The sequence below is a fragment of the Pseudomonas serbica genome, assembly GCF_028823535.1.
Lineage (GTDB): Bacteria > Pseudomonadota > Gammaproteobacteria > Pseudomonadales > Pseudomonadaceae > Aquipseudomonas > Aquipseudomonas serbica.
The window spans coordinates 368697-389796 of the sequence record NZ_JAQIYM010000003.1; the positions used below are offsets into that span (position 1 = coordinate 368697).

Consider the following 21100-nt stretch of genomic DNA (forward strand, 5'->3'; position numbering starts at 1 on the left):
CCATTCCCTTATCCCTCAGCCGGGATCAATTCTTGCAAAATCACCAACTTTCTTTGCAATTGCTCGATGTGCGCTTTTTCAAGGCGTAGCGCCGAACGCAACTCGCGGTTCTCCGCCTCCCAAATCCGCATCCAGCGCGCATTTTTTTGGCAGTCCATGGCTATCTGCCAGAGCTCACACAACCTCAACCACCGATGCAGAAGCACCAGCAGGATTGCCCCCATCATCACCAATGCCCCTCTCGAAACCGCTTCCGACATACTCATGTCCACTTCCTTTCGTGACTTCAATTCATTTCGAAGGCAGACACACGATATGTAGTGATAAGCGACACGTCTAGAATGTAGACTTATACAGGTAAAGAATTCGCGCACATGGAGAGGGTATGAAACGCAAGCAGCCCATCGAAAAGGTCCGCAGGGATCTAGCACTTCGCTATCGCTTGATTGAGACCGTTGCCTGGTGGGAGGGCCGGTTGACCACGGAGCACTTGATGCAAAGCTTCGGCATCAGCTGCCAGCAGGCGTCCAGGACATCAACACCTACATCACAGAACATGCGCCTAAAAATCTTACGCATGACACAAAATAAAAGGCTGCGTGCTCAGTAAGACGTTCACGCCGCTGTTCGTCGACGATATCGACTGGAATACCGAGATACCGTCATCTGACAGCCGATGGGCGATTGAGCGCAGCGCAGAAATCAATCATCGAAACTGACTTCGGCATGATTGATGGCCAACTAGTGGTGCCCAGTCGCAGAGCGCTGGTGAAGTAGTATTGCAAAGCTATCAGATCGACCCGAGAAAACGGCATGTCGCGAGGAATCGCAACAGAACGCCACCAAAGGCGCAGCACACTCAGCAAGAATGACCTTTACTCCCCAAGAGCATGGCCAGTTGATATTACCCGAGCTTCACGCCATGCTCTGCTCTTCGTGAGCCAGAGTAAGGAAGCAAGCGTTGCCCACGCACTCGACCCGCAGAACCATCTCCCGCCAATGGGAAATGCTCAAACTGCTACCCAATCGTGCCCCCGGCCTGACCGCCGCCGAACTGCACCAGCAATTGGAAGAAGCCGGCCACCGCACGACAAAACGTACGGTTGAGCGAGACCTCAATGAGCTGTCGAGCCTGTTTCCACTGCACTGCAACGATAAAGGCACACCCTATGGTTGGTATTGGCAACCCGGTCGATCCATTGACCTGCCTGGCATTACGGTGGGAGAGGCGTTAACCCTGCGTCTGGTGGAGGACAGCATTCGCCCCTTGATACCCGGACTGATGCTCAAAAGCCTGGAGCCTCGTTTCAGCCAAGCGCGACAGAAGCTCAAGGCACTGAGTGAGGAAAGTGCTTCGGCACGCTGGATCGATAAGGTAGCCAGCGTACAACCGTCGTTGAACCTGATTGCCCCAGACATCAAGGCAGAGCATTTAGACCTGCTTCAGCGAGCGCTGCTTGAGGGCTTGCAGTTGCTCTGCCTCTACCAGTCGGCGAACAAAAATCGCGTCCATGAGCTGACGCTCAACCCACTGGCCTTGGTACAACGCGGACAAATCACCTATTTGGTGGCCTGCGCCGACACATTCGACGATGTGCGACTTTACGCTGTACATCGCTTCGAAGCCGTCACAATGCTGAGTAAACCTGGCCGACACCCTGCAGGCTTTGACCTGAGGGACTACATCCAGAGTGGTGCTTTGCAGTTTGGCGTTAGCCAAGCGATCCGATTACACGCTTGGGTCGACCCTGCCCTGGCCAAACGCCTGCACGAGACACCGCTATCGGAGGATATGACGCTGATTGCGGAACCAGACGGCGCGCGCTTGACCGCTACGGTCAACGACAGCTGGGAGCTGAAATGGTGGCTGCTGTCACAAGCCGGCGCTATTCGTGTCGATGCGCCGGTGACTTTGCGCCAGACCTTGATCGACTCTCAGCGCCAAAGCCTGGCCCTGCATGACACCGAAATCTGACTGACAACCTCCCCCCCATTCTGACGAGCCAGTCCTCATGAACTATCAAACCCTGAAGGCGCGCCACCGACTTGAGCGCGACCATCACCCCGTCAACCTGACCCTGCGTGTGCACCGCGCATTAAGTTGGTTACAGCGCGCCGAGCAGGCAGACGATGCCGACGGTCGTTTCGTTTTTCTGTGGATCGCCTTCAACGCGGCCTATGCCACTGACATCGACGAAAACTATCGATTGTCCGAACAGGAAACCTTCCGTGCATTCCTGCGCAAGCTGTGCGACCTGGACCAGGACCGGCAGATCGAGAAGCTGGTTTGGTCGGAATTTTCCGGGAGCATTCGGGTGCTGCTGGACAATCAGTACGTTTTTCAGAGCTTCTGGGATTACCAGAATGGCAAGATCACCCAAGAGCAATGGACCGAACGCTTCGCGGCAGGTCGACGCAGAGCACAGACGGCTCTGGCGCAACGCGATACCGCTGAAGTGCTCGCCGTGCTGTTCAATCGAATCTATACCCTGCGCAACCAGATCATGCACGGCGGCGCCACTTGGGACAGCAGCATCAACCGCTCCCAGTTGCGTGACTGCGGCAGTCTGCTCGGCAAGTTCGTCCCGTTGATCATTGAGTTGATGCTGAATAATCCCGACACGCTATGGGGAGATGCCTGCTACCCGGTGGTCCAGCTCTGACTTCCTCAGTCAGTTGCCACATCCCGCTATTGAGCGGTAACAACTGCCTCTCTTTTAAAGTGTTTTGCGACAAGGACATTTGCAATGAACAAGATGTTTGTCAGCCCCTGGCTAATGGTTTCCCCCGAAGGCCCAACTACCTGCGCCCTCGATGAGCCCGGCCTGGTCCACATGCGTCAGGGTGATGCCGACGGCGCCTGCGGACCCTACGCCCTGATGATGGGCCTGATCACCCTGGGTGCGCTGAAGCGAGACCATATTGCCTACATGGGTGACTGGGATGGGCGCAGCCGCGAAGGCCGATTTCGTAACGCATTACGAGAGCATGGCGCACTGGTTTCCCGAGGCACGACCACAAGGGATCTGATTGGCCTGGCTGAGCATTTTCGCCGTGAAGGCATCCTGCCCGAGCTGGTCAATGGCAATAAAAAAGAGCTCGTGGAAGCTGTACAAGAAGAAATCAAACGCGAAGCTGTTGCTCTGATCTGCGTGAGCTGGTCGAAACTGGAAGGCCATTGGTTGATGGTCGTGGGGCATCAAGGCTATGAAGATAATGGTGTCTACCAACCCACTCACCTGCTGTGCCTGGACCCGCTCAGCGAAGCACCCAAGGCATCGCTGTGGAACGCGGTCATCGCCGTTTATGATGAAGAAGGAAAAGCGGTGCGCGGCGGCACCTACTCCTGCGATCATTGGGGCATGGACGGCCAGGTATCGCCCTGCAAGCTGGATCAGTTGTTGACGCTCTGCCTGGAGAGCTAATGCACACTACCCAAGCCTTGGGCCTCGAGAATCATGCGGTCGAGCGTTGCGAGCATGTCGTCGACATCAATTTCCTGGAAGCGGCCATTCGCCTCCTGCTCAAGGATCATGGCGGCGAATTCGTCGCTGTACTCGACCACCGCCTCAGCTTCAACCTGCGAGGGTGATGTGTCATCCGCGTGACTGTCGGTTTCATCGTTACACATCACGAACCTCGCACTGAGATGGGACTTTAGCTGAACGGTCGCAACAGCTTGGCCTTGAAGATTTCCAGCCCCGTAGCAGGCCGGACATCCAGGTCAACGTGCTGGCATGAGGGACAGGCCGAAAACCAGTCTCTGCCCTCACGCAGTGCGTCGCTGGGTGGCACCGTTGTCTTATGCCAGTGGCATTGGGGGCAGGTGAACGTGAAAGGATGGGGTGGCCAGGGCATAGAGATACACCAGTCAGTAGTAGAAAAATTGGAGTAGTCGTCAGGCCGAATCACCGGCACGCTTGTCCAGCTCCTGTTTCATCTCGTTGTATTCACGGAAGAACTCATAGCCCTTCTTTACAACGACGATGACGCCAATAATTGCGAACAGGTTTTTCATGCTACGGTCCCTCATGGTTGGCTGATGAGGCGAGCATGAGGGAGCAGCGCGACAAGACGTGTCGTGATCGGATGATCCGTCGGTGTTTTGCTGACTACTGCCCCCTGCCCCCTACTCCTGCAAGAGTGCTTTTACCAATCGATAAGCCTCAGGCAACGCCATCTTCCCGCCTTCGACCGCCTCGATCAGCCGCAGCGCCTTATCTGCACTGATGACATCTTTCTCGATCACCTCGCGAAGTGACGAAATAAACCCGGACTTATCCAACAGCGTGACAGCCCCCATGCGCTCCTTGGCTTCCATCTCAGCCAACCGCTCCTGATAGACCAGCAACAACTCCTGCTTGCGGCCCTCTGACATCGCACCTCCCCGAATCCAGCGCGAGACGCCGTAGGCCAGAACGCCACCGGCTGCCGCAGCGCCTAGTGCCCAGCCAAGTGGCGTCGCCGCCACGGCAGTGACACCCACCCAACCGGCGGCTGTGGTGAGGACCGGAATACTGGTCGCACCCGCGATACTCGCCACCGTGCCTGCTGCAGCGGCGCCGAGGCCGATACCGAGCGTGCTGATACCCACCTCCCCCAGGATGCGTACACGGTCGTGGGGTGACCGTTCAAGCTCATCGATGACCTTGAGTAGCTGCTTTTTGCTGACCTTCGGCTGCCGACTCATGATGCTTTCGCCGATGCCAGTTCAGCCATGACAAGCTGGAGAGTCTCAATGAATAGATCAAAGTACGTCCGAGCGATCTCGATCAGGTTCTGTGGAAGCTCCAGTAGGTTCACACCTGCGCCTCTTCCGGTCGGTTGCTTATCGCTTTGATGACCGGAGACCGCGATCGTCAGGCCAAGCAGTGCACCTAACGGCGCCAATATCGAACCGAGCAACGGAATCGCGGCAACCAGCGAAGCAATAGCCGCGCCCAATACAGTGCCAATGGCCAAGCCCTTATGCGCCGTGATGAATTCACGCAACTTCATCACGATCAGCTTACCGATGGAGACAACCTTGTTACCTATACGCTGAGTCACTTTCACCAGCTCTTTGAGTCTTATAGCGATTTCGGGCGAGAGACCGCATTCCAGCAACCAGATATAAAGATCGCTGCTGGCCATGGAATCACTTTCGGCTTGCATGAGTGCAAGCTCAATCTCCGCTTGAGCCATTGAAATGATTGTTGTCATCGCGCTTCCTTTTTCAGTGTTACGTAAATTTCAGTTCAGTGGCTAAGGAATTGCGGCCATAGGAGGCACCGCTGACTCTGAATCTGTACAGCCCCTTACAAAGGGTTTTAACACCGCCTTCAATCCATTGTGTTCAACGCTCAGCACCGCGACGCCAACACCATTGGCTTTCTGGTACGTCATCGTCTCCAATAATGGTGCACCTCCTGAACGAGGCACCAGCAATATCGATAAATCCGGCTTGCGGCCCTTCCAGCGCAAGCAGTCCCGGTACAAATGCGCCGACACCATGCCCTCCAGTACCCACTTGCGCTCAACCCGGTACTTGGCGTCCATCACAATGAACGAGCTCCCCGCCGGGCTTTCCACCGTAACGACAATGTCAGGACGGCGCTCTCCAGAAATGCTGGAAAAACCGTGACTGGTTTTTTGGTCGAACGCCGGGCAGCACACCTGTAGCCAGACATCGACCTGAGTCTCAGCTCCCCTCCCTTCACAACGTACGACGTCCACGCGTGAACCGGGCCAACAGTCATGCCACTGCAGGTCGGGATAGATCGACTTCATCATGGCCACCACCTGGAGGTAGCACCAACGCTCGTATATCTCCCACGTAGGGCTGATCCATAAGCGCTCTCCCTCGCTACTGCCGTCAATACCAGGACGCAGCACATACCATCCATGGCGATAAGCCCGAGCGTAAGCCGGATGAGCGGAAATAGCATTGAGCCCGGCAGCGGTAATACGAGGCTGACGCAGGGAGCAAAACGGTTCACTGCGTTGAATTCTACGAAGGTCACTGTGCAAGCCTTCGAGGAACTCAATCCGCCGTCCAAGCCGAGGAACCAACGCGGAGCGAGCCCCCGTGTCGCCCTCCCCTTCAATGATCTTTTGCAACGCGGCAATAACGTGACGGCTACGTCGCAGGGTTTCGCCAAGGACAACAGCCAAAGCCTGATTGGCTGGATTATCCAGGTCTTCGAACACCGTGGGCACATCAAAGTGCAACACCTCACCACTGGCATTGGCCTGTTCGAGGTTATAGAGCAACGCCGTCGCCGCAGGATCTTGCAAGGCACTGCGCAGGGTCTGGCGATCGATACGACGCAATTGGTGCGCTGGCCGTAATGTGCGCTCTCGGTGCAACCGTGTCAGCGGCTTGCGCAAGACTTCGGTAAACGCTGACAACAACGCCGGGCCATAACGTTTCAGTCGAGCATATTGCAGGTGCGGGTTGCTGGTTCGTCCCTCACGACCCACCTCCAACTGGGCGTACTCATTGCCCAACAGCAACCGTGTATCGAAGGCAAGGAGTTCGTCGAGCATCGCGGCAAACGAAGTCTCGCCGAGCTTGTTTTGATCTGGAGCCACATCAAAGTGGTAGGTCGCCAAGACTTTGCCGCTGGTATCAACCAACTCAGCGATGACTTTGCCGGCATAAAAACCCGGTTCCCATCGCCACGCGTCAAATGCCTCATGGCGCGAGGCCTCCAACGGCTCATCATCAACAAACAAGCGCGACTCGGGGACAATCTCGAAATAATAAGTGCCACGCTCCATGAACCCCGAAGCCAACGCTTCGGGGCTGACCGTGAACGTGCCGCCTTGTTTATCAATGCATCGGATAATCGCCATGGTTCAGCGCCAGAACCGGGCGGAACCCAGAGAGCGCAAATCATCCTGTAATTCGGCGACTTTGGCTGCCGAGTCCGCAAGCCTCATATCCCGCAACAAGGTGCTGGTGTCCGCGAAGGCAGTCTGGACCCGTGGTGTGTCTTCACCGCGAAGTTTGGGCAGGACTTTGGCGTAGATGGCTTGATCCAGTGCTGTATCGAAATCAATCACACCACCGCGCTCGGCCTGCTCGATATAGCCGATAACATCATGGATCGTCCGCCAGCCAAAATGCAGGCGTGCCGGGCGCAAGGCCTTGACCAACCCTTTGAGCGTGTTGCGCACTCTATCAACTTGTTCCTCGACCAAAGCGCTGGTTTTCCAGCCAGGGAACGCCTCAACATCGATATCCCAGAACTCGATCACTGCCGCCCGATCGAGCACCTTGTCGCTCAGACCATGTGTCGTTTCATCCATATTCACGGTGCCGATGATCACCAGGTTGCTCGGGTACGTGATGGTCGCCGGCACACCGCTGATATCATTGTCCTGAGCATGGAGCTCAATGTGATCACCTGTCTCCATGGCAGAAAGCAGCGGCGCCAAATATTGCTCCGGGTGCGACAGGTTCATTTCGTCGAGCACAACCGTGTATGGACGCTCGGAGTCGGCACTGGCTCTCAGCAGGAAATCGACGAATGCCGTGCGTACGTAGCTCTCGCTATTCAATGGATTGACGTAACCCAGCAGGCAAGAGGGGTCATGCCAACCAGGCTGCACGGGGATCGTCAGCAGTCCCTCTGCGGGGTGGGTTTGCCCCTCGTGCAACGCAAGCGCGTACCCCCGCGCCAGTACCGTCTTACCGGCACCGCTGAGCCCGGTGAGGACCGCGAAGTGACGGCGCTGGTGACTCCACAGTCCGGCATCAAGGCGGGCAACCAGGCTGATCGGGAAGGCGATATCTTCCGGGAAACTATGCAGGATGGTTTCCAGCGAGGGGCGCTCGAATGGCGCTGCCTCTACACTGGACGGTACTACGCTGGCTGCAACGCTCCCCGCCTCCGGAGCAAGCGATTGGGGTTCCCAGTAGATTTGCGCTGCCCAGGTTTCGCCAAGCTCGGTCAAGTGCTGCAGTTTGTCTGCTCTGGTTTCCACCAATTGCAGGGCACGCAGCCAAAACGTCAGGCTGGTCAATGCTCGGTCGCTGGTCCACCCGGGGTTTACCTTTCTCAAGATTTCATTCATCGCACTGACAGACATTGGGCCGCTGCGCAATGCATAGAGCATGTGATCAACCCCGAGTACCCGAGTCAGCAGCCAGTCCGATACTTCATCAGGCTCGCCTGTCTCCAGCAGTCCCTCACCTCGCGGTGTCAGATGGATCTCGTCGCCTTGAGCCCGCAGCACGCCCCATTCGGCAATGAGTGAATTGAGATGCGTTCGGATGCTCGAGGTGGCGTGACTTGGGTTGATCGAGCGCATGTGCTCCACCAAGTCCTCTCGCTTGCACCCCTCTTTGGCGAACTCAATGATCGCCCTGATGGTCGCGATACCACCACCAATGGCCAGCATGCCGCGGCGTCGGCGCTCAGCAGGTAAAGGATTTAGACGCTCCTGACCCGTGCTGGGGTCAGCGATTTCCGTGGCTTCGGCTTCCTGCTCCTGGACGAATTTCATATAGAGCAACCAAGGTAGGGTCATACGCTCCAGCGACGGTGTTGACAGCCCTTCTTCCCGTTTACCCAAAACATTGTTCAAGCGTTCAAGTACGCCCTGGTGCAGAGAAAGATCACGCTCCGCACCTCCTACGCCTATCAACGACGCCAAAGTACGCAATTTGGGATAGTGAGCGAGTGTGGTCAGTTCTGTTGGGCACAACGCGGCGAATAGACGATATTTTTTGAGCCGAGGGTTGCGCCGCACAGCGGGTGGAGCGACGAGTTGATTCAACTCGCGCCAGCCTTCCTTGAGCACTTGATCATGAAGATGAGCGTCAGCATTTTTTAACGATGCCCGAAGAGTCCAAAGGCATTCGGCGACTCTGGGATCGGCGATCACCTCTGACACATTGACCGTGCCCATGCCCGTTGTTGTAATGACCTCACTTTCCCACAGCAGCTCTTGAAACGCTGGACTACAAAACTCCTCTTGATCAGAGTCTTGTACCTTACGAAGGAACTCCGACAGCTTTTTCAGCCAGCTCTGATACCAAGGCAGCTCACGATGATGCGCCAATACCGCCTCACAGGCTGCCTTCAGATTTCCGTCATCCTTCAGATCTACCGCCACAAGCCATGCCCCTTATTGTCCTGTTTGGGCAACCGCGCCCAATTCCGTTTCTGCTAAATACTTGCTTGCGGAGCCAAACCAACATCTTGGATAAAGCGCCCGGTGCCACCCGCTCCTGACTCGTTACCATTCAGGCAAATACTTGGGTCATTTTCCGCCCAACACTCGAGCCATCAAATTGACATCACCCCATACTGCACGCCAAACAGCAGCCCTGCAATCTGCTCTGCGACGGTGAATATGCCGAGCATTCAATCCTTTGATCTCACCACGATCAACACGTGAGATTAGCTGCGGAACACCGGCTCGCGATACCAAACCAGGATGCACATAACCTCATGCACAGGCTCATCAATCAAAGGGTCTTGCACCAAGGCCCTCACATCTACGGCAGCAATGCCTGCAGAATCTCAACTTTGCGCTGCAACTGCTCCACATGAGCCTTTTCCGCCCGCAGCGCCGATTTCAGCTCTCGATTTTCTTCGGCGTGCCAGCTCAACCGCGCCTGACGCTCCTTCGTCGTCGCATACCAATGCTCGAGCAATCTCCAGGCTTTGTTAGTCTGCAGATACTGCACCAGAAGCATCAGCAGGATCATTAACAGCATCAGCATCGCTACCGACGCTATCCAATCCAAACCATCCATAAACATATCCCTCATGTCGTCAACTCCAAACTTGCCAGAGTCACGATATGTAGTGTCAAACGACACGTCTAGAATGTAGACTTGTACAGGTAAAGTATTCACTCACATGGAGGCGACATGAAACGCAAACAAACCATCGAGCAGGTCCGTTGGGACCTCGCCCTTCGTTACCGACTGATCGAAACTGTCGCGTGGTGGGAAGGCCGGCTGACCACGGTGCACTTGACGCAGAGCTTCGGCATCAGCCGTCAGCAAGCATCCAAGGACATCAACACCTACATCACCGAACATGCGCCTAAAAACCTTACATACGATCGACAGATCAAAGGTTACGTGCCGAGCAAACAGTTCAAGCCACTGTTCATCGATGACAGCGCCAGTGCCTACCTGCACCTGCTTTACCAGAACAATGCACGGGCGCCTCACGTTGAAGGGCTGGCATTGGCCTATGCCCACACCAAAGTCCTGGAGGTACCTGATCGCTCGATCAAGGCCGAGATATTGCGACCACTTCTCAAAGCCTGCCGGGAACATCTACGCCTGGACATCGATTACGTCTCGCTGAACAGTCCCAAGCCTGAGGGGCGAACCATTGCGCCGCATACGCTGGTTTACACAGGTATGCGCTGGCATGTGCGCGCCTACTGCGAAAAAAACCGCGAGTACCGGGACTTTGTGCTGAGTCGACTGCGTGGAGTGCCTGACTTGATGGACGGCGAAACCGAGAATGGCATCGCGCTCGACAGCCAATGGAACAGCGAAGTCAACGTCATCATCAAACCCGATGAACGCCTGACGTTGACCCAGAAAGCAATCATCGAAGAGGATTTCGGCATGGTCGATGGGCGCCTGCAAATTCCCAGTCGCCAGGCGCTGGTCAAGTATGTGTTGCAGCGGTATCAAATTGATCCGAAGAACCTGGACCCGAAACCAGAGGCGCAACAGATCGTGGTGGAGAACCTGAAAGAGCTGAAACCCTGGTTGTATGACTGATACCGGTCCCTTTCGACTGCCGTGTTCGCGACAACCTTGCCACTGGCAGTCGACCTCAAAAAAGACCGAGCCCTGACGCAGTGCGACATGATCTGTCGCACGAAGTGATCAAGCTCTGCCTCAGTCCCCACGAGAGAACTCGATATTGAATAATCTGGAAGCCTTGGACCTGGTGAAAAACACCTTCACCGCGATCCTGAACGCCCTCGACGTGTCGGTATTGAAAAAGATATTGACCCACAACCAGACGCTGAACACCTGGCGAATGGACCGTAGCAAGTATCCGGAACTGCAGCTTGAATTGACGGCCGAGGACATCGGCTCACTCATGGCTGACAAGCTCGACGAGGATCTGCGCCTGCATGCCGATCTCAGCGCCCGACTTGAAACCCCCTTGGAAAAACTGCTCTACGCCCTGGTCTGGAAAAACGGTGACCTGCAGAAAGTGGCGCACATCGTCAAAGGTGCTGCCGATGTCAGACCAGCATCGCTGATTAACGGTCCAGGGCAGGTGTTCAGACAGTTCGGTCGGCACCTGGCTGATCGTTCGGAATCCATTGTCGATCAGCATGTGCTTCGCGCCTTCGAACTCTATGAACAGTTGAACTCCCCGGACTCTGCCAAGGTCAAGGCCATTCGCAAGAAAATCAACTGGGACAAGGATGTCGCCTGCATCGAACGTTACAAACACTGGCTCTGCGAGCACTTCAAAGAGCGTCAGGATGCCGAACCTGGATTCGTGGTGAACATCGACATGGTGCTCTTCGCGCTCGGTCGAGCGGTAAAGATTACCCGCACGCGTGGTAACGGCGAAAACGATTAAACCCACAGCGATTGAGGAAAACGCCATGAAAACCTACAAAGCCTTCATGCAACGCGTGGTCGCTACCGCAGGCCCCCAAGCCAACTTCACCATCACTGTTCAGGCGGTGACCTCCGCCATGGCAAAGGTCACCGCTGAAGCGCAGTACCCAGGCTACAAATGCCTGAACGCTCCGACTCAGGTGCGTTGAAGTTTCACCAGTTCTTCTTGCAGTTGCAGCGCCAGGCCGCTGGTGCGCTGCACATTGCGACTCACCGCCCCCTCAAACACGCCCGAACTGCTTTCGACCAGGCTGAACCACTGTTTGGCACGGGTGATGGCGGTGTACAACAGCTCCTTGGTCAACACCGGGTTCAACGCGTCGGGCAATACCAGAGCCGTATGGTTGAACTCCGACCCTTGGGACTTGTGCACCGTCATGGCAAAGACCGTCTCGACCTCCACCAACCGACTCGGCATCACGAAACGTACGCCGCCGCTGCCATCGTTTCGCGGGAAGGCCACACGTAGAACCCGTTCTGCGGAGGGACCTGGTACCCAGAGGGCAATGCCGATGTCACCATTCATCAAGCTCAGGCTGTAATCATTGCGGGTGACCAGTACCGGTCGCCCTTCGTACCAACCCTGATCCCCCGACAACAACTCACAGCGGCGCAGTTCGGCGGCCACTCGCTGATTCAGCCCCTCAACCCCCCAAGGCCCGCGACGCAGCGCACAGAGCAGACGGAACTCATCGAACGCGGTCAATACTTTGCCAGCCCAACCGGCCCAAAGGTTACAGTCCCAGGGAGTGTCTTTCACAGGACGCTGGTCTCGTAGCTGCTCAAGATAATGACGATACCCGGGGGCATCGCCTTTACCGTTGATAATCAAATCAGTGAGCGCGCTGTCATGTTCACTTCGCAACTTGAGGTTGAATAACTGCGGCAATTGCTGGTCCAGCAGGCCTCGCGCTTCAGCCGCATTTTTCTCATTGACCAGCTTCGCCAGACGCCCGATCCCCTGCTGGGCGTCGAAGCGCCGGGAGTAACGCAACATGACGGTCTGCTGGGCCAACGGATTACCCAGACCGACTGCCGTTTGCAAACCCGGAGCGCTGACCGCCTCGCCACTGTGGGCTTTCAACCAGGCCGTGGTCTGCTCGCTGTAGCCACCGGTTTCGGCATCACGACAGAGGTCGCCCAGCACCGATCCCGCATCCACCGATGCCAGCTGATCCTTGTCACCCAGCAGGATCAAGCGAGCCTGGCGGGGCAAGGCATCGAGCAGGCAGGCCATCATTTCCAGATCGATCATCGAGGCTTCGTCGACCACCAACACATCCAGTTCCAGCGGCTTATCGCGGTGGTAGATGAAATTGCGCGAATCCGGTCGGCTGCCCAGCAACCGGTGCAAAGTAGAAACATCGGTCGGAATCGCCTCACGCACCGGGGTGCTCACAGGTAGTTCACGGACAGCCTTGCCAATAGATTCGGACAAGCGTGCAGCCGCCTTGCCGGTGGGGGCGGCGAGACGAATTCGCAGCGGCTTTCCTTCCTCCACGGCGGGGGTTTGCAGCAGCCCCAGCAGACGGACGACTGATGTGGTCTTACCGGTGCCGGGGCCGCCGGTGATGACACTGAAATTGCCCCGTGCCGCCAGTGCGCAGGCAATTTTCTGCCAGTCGCTGCAACGTTCACCGTTAACCTCGAAAGCATCAGGGAACAAGGCATCGAGCCGCTTGGAGAGTTTTTCCGGCGTTAGCGCATCCACACTCAGGCGGCCACTCAACGCCCGAGCAATACTGCGCTCGTAGTTCCAGTAACGACGCAAGTACAGGTGCTGCCCGGTCAACACCAGTGGCCGTTCCGGGAAACGCTGTGGTCCGTCCCGGTCTTCCACCATCGGACTCAAGGACAACGCCTGGCGCCACTGCGCGATATTCAGACCCTGCAACCATTGTGACGGTAGCTGGCTGCCCTCCTCGCCTTCAGGTGGCAACGACAACACAAAATCAGGGGCATGCAGTGTGGCAGCCAGATCCAGGCAGGAATGCCCGCGACCCAGCTGGTGACTGGTCATCGCCGCGGCCAGCAACACGCTGGCTTCGACCTGGGGGTCCTGTTCGAGAATGAAGATGGCGAACGAGCGATCAAGCGCGCGCAACCAGCCACGGTTTACCCAATTGTCCAGTTGCTGCAGCAGCTCGCCGCTGTTGGCATTACCAATGAATACTGGCGGATGATCGACGTTGCGCTGGCTGTTGCTCAGTTGCTTAAGGGTCCGGTTCATGCGCTGGCCTCCGCGTGTTGCCCGATGAAGAGTTGGTCCAGCTGTTCAATCAGTTGCCGCGGCGGCCTTTCGAAATGCACACCGTGTGTCGGTGCCTGATGCCCACGAACGAACAGGTACACCGCCCCACCCATGTGCTGTTCGTAGTCATACCCCGGAAGGCGTAGCTTGAGCTGGCGATGCAAGGCCAGCAGATACAGGCACAGTTGCAGGTCGTATCGCTTGTCCAGCATCGCCGCGGCCATCGCTTCTGCGCCATAGGCCTGATCGTTGCTGCCCAGCCAGTTGGATTTGTAGTCCGCCACGTAGTAACGACCTTGATGTTCAAACGTCAGGTCGATGAAGCCTTTGAACATGCCGTTCAACTCGTTGGCGGCCAGTACGGGACGCGGTGCCCCACCCAACGTGTATTGCCGCACCAGCGCATCAAGGCGCTGAACGTTCACTGCGCGACTGGAAAACCAGAACTCCATTTCGACCTGATAGGTGCTCAGGGTCGAGAGTTTGCACTGGGTGCCGTTGAATCGCAGTGGCGCATTCAGATAGCTGCCCAACCAGGCGGACAGCGGTTCGATCCAGGTTTCCCAATCGCGCAGGTTGCAGCGACGGGCCACCGTGTTGTGCAGGGTTTGCGGATCGCCGGCGGCCTTGGCGAAGCCTTCGCGGCCGGCCCACTCGAACAACCCGTGCAAAAAGGTGCCTGGGCCCGCACCCCGAGGAAAACCGTGAATCCCAGCCCCTGCAGGCAAGGTTTCAGCTTCGTCTTCCTCCTGCAAATTTGCTTCCAGCGCAGTCACAGGCTCAAGACTGACACCCGATTCTGCCCCCATCAGGACATTGCCGTCAGCAATGGCCAAGGCGGAGTAACTGGCAATCCACCAGTTCGCCGCGAGCTTGTGCAAGGGTCGCAAGGCCGGCCCCACCGACGGTCGAGCGGACGTCGTATGGACATTGTCGGACGGTACCGGCGCTGCGCACACCGCAATGTCCGGGCAGCCGTTCGCCAATGCCTCGACCACGCCGGACAGATTCTCCGCGGCTATCGGCTTCTCGCCCGCCAGCATGTAACCCAGGCCGGCCTTATGCAGATCTGTCGATTTTCCTCCGGTCTTAAATCCCTTGGGCGCTACGCAGATCCAGGTGGCGTAACGGGCTCGGGTCAGGGCAACGTAAAGCAGGCGCATTTCTTCGCCCATACGCTCATCGTTGGCACACCCTTGTGCCGTCTCGGCCTGTTTACCTTTGGCCAGCTCGATGACCAGATCCATGTTGTCGTGAAACATCGGCGGTGTTGTGCTTTTGCCATCGATCTCCCTTGCGCTACAGGCGAACGGCAGCAGCACCAACGGGTATTCCAGCCCCTTGGACTTGTGGACGGTGATCACCTTGATCAGGTCCGAATCGCTTTCCAGCCGCAGAATTTCCTCTTCGCTCTGCCCGTCGACCTGCTCGGCCAGATGGCGAATCAGTGCATGCTCGCCATCGAGTTCGGCGGCGCTGCGCTGTAACCATTCGGCCAGATGCAACAGGTTGGTCAAGCGACGCTCGCCCTGATCCTCCAGAAGCAAACGCGCCGGTACCTTGAAGGTGGCAAGCAGCTTTCGCAGCATCGGCAGCACGCCTTGTTGCTGCCACAACACCCGAAAATCGCGGAACAGCAGCACCTGTTGCTCCCAGAACAACTCATCCTGATTCAATTGCTCAAGTGTCTGCCATGACAGCCCGACGCTGCGGGTCGCCATGGCCGCACGCACCAGCCGATCGCTGGTGGGTTGAGCGCACGCCCGCAGGATATACAGCAGGTCTTTGGCCTCTTCGCCTTCAAAGACCGAGTCCCTGTCCGAGAGATACACGCTGGCCAGCTGTCGATGCGCCAGGGCTTTGCGGATGGCTTCGGCCTCCTTGCGATTGCGCACCAGAATGGCGATATCGGCGGGCCGCAAGGCGACGAACTCACCATTGCCTTTCAGCAAACCGGAACGCTCGGTTGCAGCAGGATCAAGCCAGGCCTGAATCGCCGATGCCGAGGCTTCAGCGGCTTTACGCAAATAGGTGGAGTTATTGACCACGCCCTCGGTTTCCAGCTGCCAGAACGTCAAGGCAGGTTGATCCGTACCCTTGACCTGCAACACATCGTCGCGCCCATTGGCCAGGACGGTGTTGAACGGCACCGGGTTGCCCTGGTCTTGCGTGGCGAACCGAAACGCGCCGCGAGGCTGGGCCTCGGCGTACCGGAAGCAGTGGTTGGCCGCATCGACCATCGCCTTGGTGGAACGATAGTTGGTCCCCAGTGTGTAATGACGGCCAGCTGTGGCCTCGCGTGCCTGGAGGTAGGTGTAGATGTCCGCGCCACGGAAGGAATAAATCGCCTGTTTCGGGTCGCCGATCATGAACAGGCCGCACTCATTCAGGTTGTCGGGAATGCGGTAAATGGTTTCAAAGATCCGGTATTGAACCGGGTCGGTGTCCTGGAATTCATCGATCAGGGCAACCGGATACTGCTTGCGGATGGTCTCGGCCAGACGCGGGCCCGACGGGCCTTGCAAGGCCTGGTCAAGACGATTGAGCAGGTCGTCAAAACCGATTTCGGCACGGCGGCGCTTTTCTTCATCGAAGCGCTCGCGCACTTCATGCAAGGCGTGCAGCAGCAGTTGAGCGCGGATATCCACTTTGGCGTCGCGCTGTTTGACCCACAGGTCGATTGCCTCAAACGCCTGATGCTGAGGCACCACGGCCTTGCCCTTGAGCTTTATGCCGGCCTGGCCGAAGGCATGCACGTTATGCAGCGCAGGTTGTCCCCTGGACCACTGTGCCAGCTTGTTCAGGAGACCGTTGAAGACGTCATCCTGATCGATTTTTCTGTAGGTATTACCATTCATGTGAGGACGAATGCTGCGCAACACATCCTCGAGCTCGTTCTGATGTTCTAGCCAAAGCTTGCGAGCGTTACGCTCCAGTTCGCCGACTGTTCCGTACCATTCACCGGGTTCCTTGAGTAATGCCTGCAAAGAGCCAGGGGCTTCAAGGGGCTGGGTATTGTATTGATAAGTCGCATCGCGTCGAGACAACAACGAACTCAGTGCATGCCCCAAGTCCTGGGGGCTTTTGAAGCAATCACCAATGGCTCGCACCTGCTCCACCGGCAACTCATAGAAATGCCGACGCCAATAGTCACGGACCACCTCGGCCAACAACTCACTCTGGTCGGTTTCCAGGGTCTGGGTGAACAGGCTGCCGCTGTCGAAGGCATGCTCACGCAGCATCCGATAGCACCAGCCATGGATGGTCGAGACCGCTGCCTCATCCATCCACTCACCCGCCAGTTGCAGCCGACGCGCGCAATCGGGCCATTCCTGCGGCGGGTACTCGGCACGCAGCTGTTGCAGCAGCTTGTCGTGTTTGCGATCAGGCTCAAGAAAGCACTGTGCCGCTTCGGTCAAACGCGCACGAATACGGTCACGCAGTTCCTGGGTCGCGGCGTCAGTGAAGGTCACGACCAGGATCTGCGGCGGTGTCAGCAGGTCCTTGAAGGCGGCCTCGCCGCCATGGCCAAGCACAAGGCGTACATACAGCAAGGCGATGGTGAAGGTTTTACCGGTACCGGCACTCGCCTCGATCAATCGGCTGCCATGCAAGGGAAAATCGAGGGGGTTGAGATTCAGCGGTTTCATTGGTCGCTCCCTGCGCGGCTCGAAGAAAGATGATTGAATAGTCCGCCATACAGGCGCGTGGCCCATGAGGTGAAATGACCGGAGGCGCACAGTTGGTCGAAGTCTGCGTACGCACGGCGCAAGGCGAAAGAGCTATCCGCCTCTCCAGTACGCATGTAGCCCCCCTCGAACGTCTCGCGGGCTTTCTCGGAAGTCGCGTCGTTGTCTTCCCCTCCTGCCCCTGTGTCTTCGAGCCAGGCGAATGCGCTTTTGCAGGCGACCGGCAGCGGTTCACGCATGCCCGCCACCCAGGCGCCGAGCAGCGATTTCAACTGTTCCTGCGCCTGTTGCGCTGACATTGGCCGGAACACCACATCACCGTTCAAGCTGACCAGAATCGTGGTGCAGCCCGGTTCACTCAGTTGCAACGCCAGATGGCGCACCCAGGGACGAACCAGGTTGTGCCAGCGCCAACTGTCGTCGTTACACAGCTTCTTGCTGTCCAGCTGCAAGTACGCTCGCTCACCCAGGGCATTGCGGCGAATGCCGCCCAGCCAGTCACTCAATCCCGGGGTCGGTTCGTGGGAGGCGATCATTGCGGCAGTCTGGCCCTCCTCGATTTCCGGCCACGCCTGCAACTGCGCGTGATAACGCTCGAGCATGTCCGGCAGCGGCTCGGCCAATGCCGATGCGCTCAACGTACCGAAGCCGCCCAGCGGCAACTTGCCTTCACGCTGCAAACGCTGCACATGCAGATCAAGCTCGGCCACTGCGTTTTCAGGCCGGTAATCCTCTTCAACCCAACGCTTGAGCGCCTGGCTGAGTCGGTCCTGATGCTGCCAGTTCTCAAGGCCGTCGAGCTGAAAGGTTTCGTCGTCGCGGCTGGTCAATTCGTCATTGTCGAAATTGACCTTGAGCCGTTGCTGGAAGAACGCCCCGACCGGGTCGCGCACGAACCCGGCCAGTTGGCGCAGGGTCAGTGGCGTGTCTTGCGTGAGCTGTGGCAGCAGCTCAACCGATTGCCGCTCAGCCTGAGAATCATGCACCTCGCGCCACTCGTGGGAGTAAGTGAACAGCCCATCAGGCCCAGGCTGGTCGACAAAGTAAGCCGCACTGAAAGGCTGTAGCGGATGCTCTTGAGTCAAGGCGTGCAGCAGCGCCTCGGGCGTTGCCGAACGCCAGCCGCTGGCCAGATGATCACGCAGTTGCCCGATCAGCACCGAGGGCACGCGCTCGCTATTGTCGCGGATATTTCGGCCGACCCAGCTCACGTACAACTGCTCTCGGGCCGACAGCAATGCCTCCAGCAACAGGTAGCGATCATCCTCGCGGCGCGAGCGATCTCCAGGGCGGTAATCGTTACGCATCAGGTCAAAATCGACCGGCGATTGTTGGCGTGGGTAATCACCATCGTTCATACCCAGCAAGCACACCACTTTGAAGGGGATCGCACGCATCGGCATCAGCGTGCAGAAGTTCACCGCACCGGCGAGAAACCGCTGCGACAGGCCGCCCTCTTCAATGCCGGAAAGCCAGGTTTCATGCATCACGCTCAACGGCAGCGGCTCGTCGAACCGCGCGGACTCGCAGGTACGCAACCAGTCATCGAGCAACTTGAGCAATTGATTGACCAGCAATTCTTCGGCATCCCCCACCGGGCGGAAGAACACCTTCAACAGCGATTGCAGGCGCTCGACCCAGAGCACGGGTGTGGCTGGTTGCAGCAGGTCTTCGCGGGCAATTTCCAGGTGGTCAAGCAAGCTCAACAAAGGCCCCGCCAGTGCCGCTTCCAGTCCGGACACTTCATCGTAGGGCTCGATGCCATTCAGCTCCGGCCCTTGGCCCGTCGCGTAGCCCAGCAACATGCGGCGCATGCCGAAGCGCCAGGTGTTTTGCTCCAGGTCCGCGGGCATGTCCAGGCTCTCGCGCTGTTGCGCATCGAGTCCCCAGCGCACGCCGGCACCGTCGATCCAGCGCTGCAGGATCGGCACATCCGCTTCCTTGATACCGAAACGCGCCCGCAGCGCCGGTACATCCAGAAGGTCGAGAATATCGCTGACGGCGAAACGGCTATGGGGCAGTTTGAGCAAGTGTTCGAGAGCAATCAGCAACGGCTGACGCCCACGCTGTCCCTGGTCAGCCAGGGTAAAGGGCAGATATCGAGGATCATGACGTGGCACCTGGCCAAACACGGCCTCGATGTGCGGCGCATACGCGTTGATGTCCGGCACCATCACAATCACATCCCGCGGACTTAGCTGGGGATTGGCACTGAAGCGGGCGAGCAACTGATCGTGCAGCACTTCCACTTCGCGCTGCGCACTGTGGACCACGTGAAAGCGCACCGAGCGATCCTGTGCCACGTCGACAGGGCCCCACACTTCGCGGGTCTCAGCCAAAGGACGCAATTCAAGAATGTCACTTTGCAACTGGCTCAGCAGACTTTCAGGCGGCTGATCATTGAACAAATCGATACGCCCACCATTGAGACCGTCGAACAAGTGGCGATAACTGGCGGGTTCGTCATAGTGGTCGAGCAGATTGATGTAGTCGCGACCTTGTTTGCCCCACGCAGCGAGCAAAGGCTGACCATGTTGATTCGCCGCCATGGGAATATTTCTGTTCGGCTGACGGCGATAGGTATGGCCCAACAACTCCTTGTCGGCGACGATATCGCCCCATTGATGGCGACAAGGATTATGCACGCACAGCAACACCTGGCTGTAGCGCGAGAGCATGGCCAGGGCTTCGAGCACCTGTGCCGGCATTGACGAAATACCAAATACCACCACACGCCGAGGCAACCCGGCCGGGGCCTGCCCTGCTTCACGCAGGTGTGCTACAAAGCGTTTGTGAACACCGGCGCGGCTCTGCTCGAGAGCACCCTCGCCAACATCCGTCAGCACTTCACGCCACAGCTCCGCCTGCCACAGGTTGTCGGGATCCAGCGGTTTCACACCGCCTTTGATGTGCTTTAGCTGATCACGCCCGGCCGCCCAGTCCTCCAGCCAGTCGGCGCGATAGACCTGATACTGATCAAACAGATCTGCCAACCGCTCGGAAAGCTGGTAAAGCTTGCGCTGATCGTCATCCTCCTGGAGGAAACGTTGCAAACTGCTGAAATGGGTTTTGTTGAGCAATTGGGGCAGCAAGCGCATGAGGCGCCAACTCAGTGCAGTCTTGTCCAGCGGCGACGACTCGGGGGTTGTCTCGGCCCCCAAGACAGACCGGTAGGCCTGCCACAGGAAACGCGCAGGAAGCTGCACATCCAACGCTGCTGCAATACCGCAGCCACCGTTATCAGGATCTTCGGCCAGCGCCAGCTTCAACCATTGAGCAATGCCGTTGCTGTGCACCAGCACGACTTCGTTTTCCAGCGGGGCCAACGGGTAGCGCTGCATCCAGCTCACCGCTAGCTCACGCAAATCGTCCAAACGATTGCCGTGAATGATCATGAAGCCAGGCTTTAACGAGTCCGCTTCCTGCATAAACGATTTCCTCAGGTTTGAACGGGCAGCTCTGTGAAACAGAGCAGCAAAAGGCCATCACTTTAATCTGATATGGCTATGCATCACCACCTGCACGAAGGTCTGCACGAGCCTGCGCGAGAGC

Annotated in this window: 17 protein-coding genes and 1 pseudogene; 8 read left to right on the forward strand and 10 right to left on the reverse strand. The window is 57.6% G+C overall.

What is annotated here, in order from left to right; translation table 11 throughout:
- Positions 1 to 8: 8 nt before the first annotated feature.
- On the reverse strand, positions 9 to 266 hold the full coding sequence (locus tag NQL71_RS06615; RefSeq protein WP_274642416.1) for a hypothetical protein: 258 nt from the start codon (positions 264 to 266) through the stop codon (positions 9 to 11).
- A gap of 119 nt (positions 267 to 385) precedes the next feature.
- On the opposite strand from NQL71_RS06615, the pseudogene NQL71_RS36725 reads away from it, so the two are divergent.
- From NQL71_RS36725 to NQL71_RS06635, 5 genes and pseudogenes are all read left to right on the forward strand, one after another.
- Positions 386 to 638 (forward strand): annotated as a pseudogene (locus NQL71_RS36725) (BrxR family helix-turn-helix transcriptional regulator); the annotation flags it as partial.
- A gap of 46 nt (positions 639 to 684) precedes the next feature.
- On the forward strand, positions 685 to 777 hold the full coding sequence (locus tag NQL71_RS36985; RefSeq protein ID WP_507189789.1) for a BrxR family transcriptional regulator: 93 nt from the start codon (positions 685 to 687) through the stop codon (positions 775 to 777).
- Between the two features lie 184 nt (positions 778 to 961).
- Positions 962 to 1975 carry a helix-turn-helix transcriptional regulator gene (locus NQL71_RS06625; RefSeq protein ID WP_274642417.1) on the forward strand — a complete coding sequence of 338 codons (1014 nt, stop codon included), beginning with the start codon at positions 962 to 964 and terminating at the stop codon, positions 1973 to 1975.
- Between the two features lie 37 nt (positions 1976 to 2012).
- Positions 2013 to 2663 (forward strand): HEPN domain-containing protein, encoded by a 651-nt coding sequence (locus NQL71_RS06630; RefSeq protein ID WP_274642418.1) that lies wholly within the window; start codon positions 2013 to 2015, stop codon positions 2661 to 2663.
- A gap of 84 nt (positions 2664 to 2747) precedes the next feature.
- The gene (locus tag NQL71_RS06635; protein WP_274642419.1) at positions 2748 to 3425 is read left to right on the forward strand and encodes a hypothetical protein; all 678 of its coding nucleotides are present in this window, start codon (positions 2748 to 2750) and stop codon (positions 3423 to 3425) included.
- Here NQL71_RS06635 and NQL71_RS06640 read toward each other — a convergent pair.
- From NQL71_RS06640 to NQL71_RS06665, 6 genes are all read right to left on the reverse strand, one after another.
- A complete protein-coding gene (locus NQL71_RS06640) occupies positions 3422 to 3631 on the reverse strand; it encodes a hypothetical protein (RefSeq protein ID WP_274642420.1) in 210 nt (69 codons plus the stop codon). The two genes, NQL71_RS06635 and NQL71_RS06640, sit on opposite strands and share 4 nt — an antisense overlap.
- A gap of 498 nt (positions 3632 to 4129) precedes the next feature.
- Positions 4130 to 4690, reverse strand: coding sequence for a hypothetical protein (locus NQL71_RS06645; protein ID WP_017528822.1), 561 nt, complete (start codon positions 4688 to 4690; stop codon positions 4130 to 4132).
- A complete protein-coding gene (locus NQL71_RS06650; protein ID WP_274642421.1) occupies positions 4687 to 5202 on the reverse strand; it encodes a hypothetical protein in 516 nt (171 codons plus the stop codon). Before NQL71_RS06650 ends, NQL71_RS06645 begins: the two co-directional genes overlap by 4 nt.
- A gap of 42 nt (positions 5203 to 5244) precedes the next feature.
- Positions 5245 to 6837, reverse strand: a complete 1593-nt coding sequence (locus NQL71_RS06655) for a DUF2357 domain-containing protein (RefSeq protein WP_274642422.1) — start codon at positions 6835 to 6837, stop codon at positions 5245 to 5247.
- Positions 6838 to 6840: 3 nt separating this feature from the next.
- Positions 6841 to 9105 carry an McrB family protein gene (locus NQL71_RS06660; RefSeq protein WP_274642423.1) on the reverse strand — a complete coding sequence of 755 codons (2265 nt, stop codon included), beginning with the start codon at positions 9103 to 9105 and terminating at the stop codon, positions 6841 to 6843.
- Positions 9106 to 9490: 385 nt separating this feature from the next.
- Positions 9491 to 9766, reverse strand: a complete 276-nt coding sequence (locus tag NQL71_RS06665; RefSeq protein ID WP_274642424.1) for a hypothetical protein — start codon at positions 9764 to 9766, stop codon at positions 9491 to 9493.
- Positions 9767 to 9868: 102 nt separating this feature from the next.
- On the opposite strand from NQL71_RS06665, the gene NQL71_RS06670 reads away from it, so the two are divergent.
- The 3 genes from NQL71_RS06670 (at position 9869) to NQL71_RS06680 (ending at position 11757) form a co-directional block, all read left to right on the forward strand.
- Positions 9869 to 10744, forward strand: a complete 876-nt coding sequence (locus tag NQL71_RS06670; RefSeq protein WP_274642425.1) for a helix-turn-helix transcriptional regulator — start codon at positions 9869 to 9871, stop codon at positions 10742 to 10744.
- A gap of 145 nt (positions 10745 to 10889) precedes the next feature.
- Entirely contained in the window at positions 10890 to 11567 is a 678-nt protein-coding gene (locus NQL71_RS06675; protein WP_274642426.1) for a hypothetical protein, read from the forward strand.
- Positions 11568 to 11592: 25 nt separating this feature from the next.
- Positions 11593 to 11757, forward strand: a complete 165-nt coding sequence (locus tag NQL71_RS06680; RefSeq protein WP_017528830.1) for a hypothetical protein — start codon at positions 11593 to 11595, stop codon at positions 11755 to 11757.
- On the opposite strand, the gene recD is transcribed toward NQL71_RS06680, so the two are convergent.
- Genes recD through recC form a run of 3 tightly spaced genes read right to left on the reverse strand, consistent with a single transcriptional unit; the run spans position 11745 to position 20976 of the window.
- Entirely contained in the window at positions 11745 to 13838 is a 2094-nt protein-coding gene (recD, locus tag NQL71_RS06685; protein WP_274642427.1) for an exodeoxyribonuclease V subunit alpha, read from the reverse strand. The two genes, NQL71_RS06680 and recD, sit on opposite strands and share 13 nt — an antisense overlap.
- Positions 13835 to 17509 carry an exodeoxyribonuclease V subunit beta gene (gene recB / locus NQL71_RS06690; RefSeq protein WP_274642428.1) on the reverse strand — a complete coding sequence of 1225 codons (3675 nt, stop codon included), beginning with the start codon at positions 17507 to 17509 and terminating at the stop codon, positions 13835 to 13837. Before recB ends, recD begins: the two co-directional genes overlap by 4 nt.
- Positions 17506 to 20976 (reverse strand): exodeoxyribonuclease V subunit gamma, encoded by a 3471-nt coding sequence (gene recC / locus NQL71_RS06695; protein WP_274642429.1) that lies wholly within the window; start codon positions 20974 to 20976, stop codon positions 17506 to 17508. The genes recB and recC overlap by 4 nt, the downstream gene beginning before the upstream one ends.
- Positions 20977 to 21100 lie beyond the last annotated feature (124 nt).

Bases quoted from the DNA above. Each gene is read 5' to 3' on its own strand.
- NQL71_RS06615 (WP_274642416.1), bottom strand. From the start codon at position 266: ATGAGTATGTCGGAAGCGGTTTCGAGAGGGGCATTGGTGATGATGGGG.
- NQL71_RS06630 (WP_274642418.1), top strand. From the start codon at position 2,013: ATGAACTATCAAACCCTGAAGGCGCGCCACCGACTTGAGCGCGACCAT.
- NQL71_RS06635 (WP_274642419.1), top strand. From the start codon at position 2,748: ATGAACAAGATGTTTGTCAGCCCCTGGCTAATGGTTTCCCCCGAAGGC.
- NQL71_RS06640 (WP_274642420.1), bottom strand. From the start codon at position 3,631: ATGTGTAACGATGAAACCGACAGTCACGCGGATGACACATCACCCTCG.
- NQL71_RS06645 (WP_017528822.1), bottom strand. From the start codon at position 4,690: ATGAGTCGGCAGCCGAAGGTCAGCAAAAAGCAGCTACTCAAGGTCATC.
- NQL71_RS06650 (WP_274642421.1), bottom strand. From the start codon at position 5,202: ATGACAACAATCATTTCAATGGCTCAAGCGGAGATTGAGCTTGCACTC.
- NQL71_RS06655 (WP_274642422.1), bottom strand. From the start codon at position 6,837: ATGGCGATTATCCGATGCATTGATAAACAAGGCGGCACGTTCACGGTC.
- NQL71_RS06665 (WP_274642424.1), bottom strand. From the start codon at position 9,766: ATGAGGGATATGTTTATGGATGGTTTGGATTGGATAGCGTCGGTAGCG.
- NQL71_RS06670 (WP_274642425.1), top strand. From the start codon at position 9,869: ATGAAACGCAAACAAACCATCGAGCAGGTCCGTTGGGACCTCGCCCTT.
- NQL71_RS06680 (WP_017528830.1), top strand. From the start codon at position 11,593: ATGAAAACCTACAAAGCCTTCATGCAACGCGTGGTCGCTACCGCAGGC.
- recD (WP_274642427.1), bottom strand. From the start codon at position 13,838: ATGAACCGGACCCTTAAGCAACTGAGCAACAGCCAGCGCAACGTCGAT.
- recB (WP_274642428.1), bottom strand. From the start codon at position 17,509: ATGAAACCGCTGAATCTCAACCCCCTCGATTTTCCCTTGCATGGCAGC.
- recC (WP_274642429.1), bottom strand. From the start codon at position 20,976: ATGCAGGAAGCGGACTCGTTAAAGCCTGGCTTCATGATCATTCACGGC.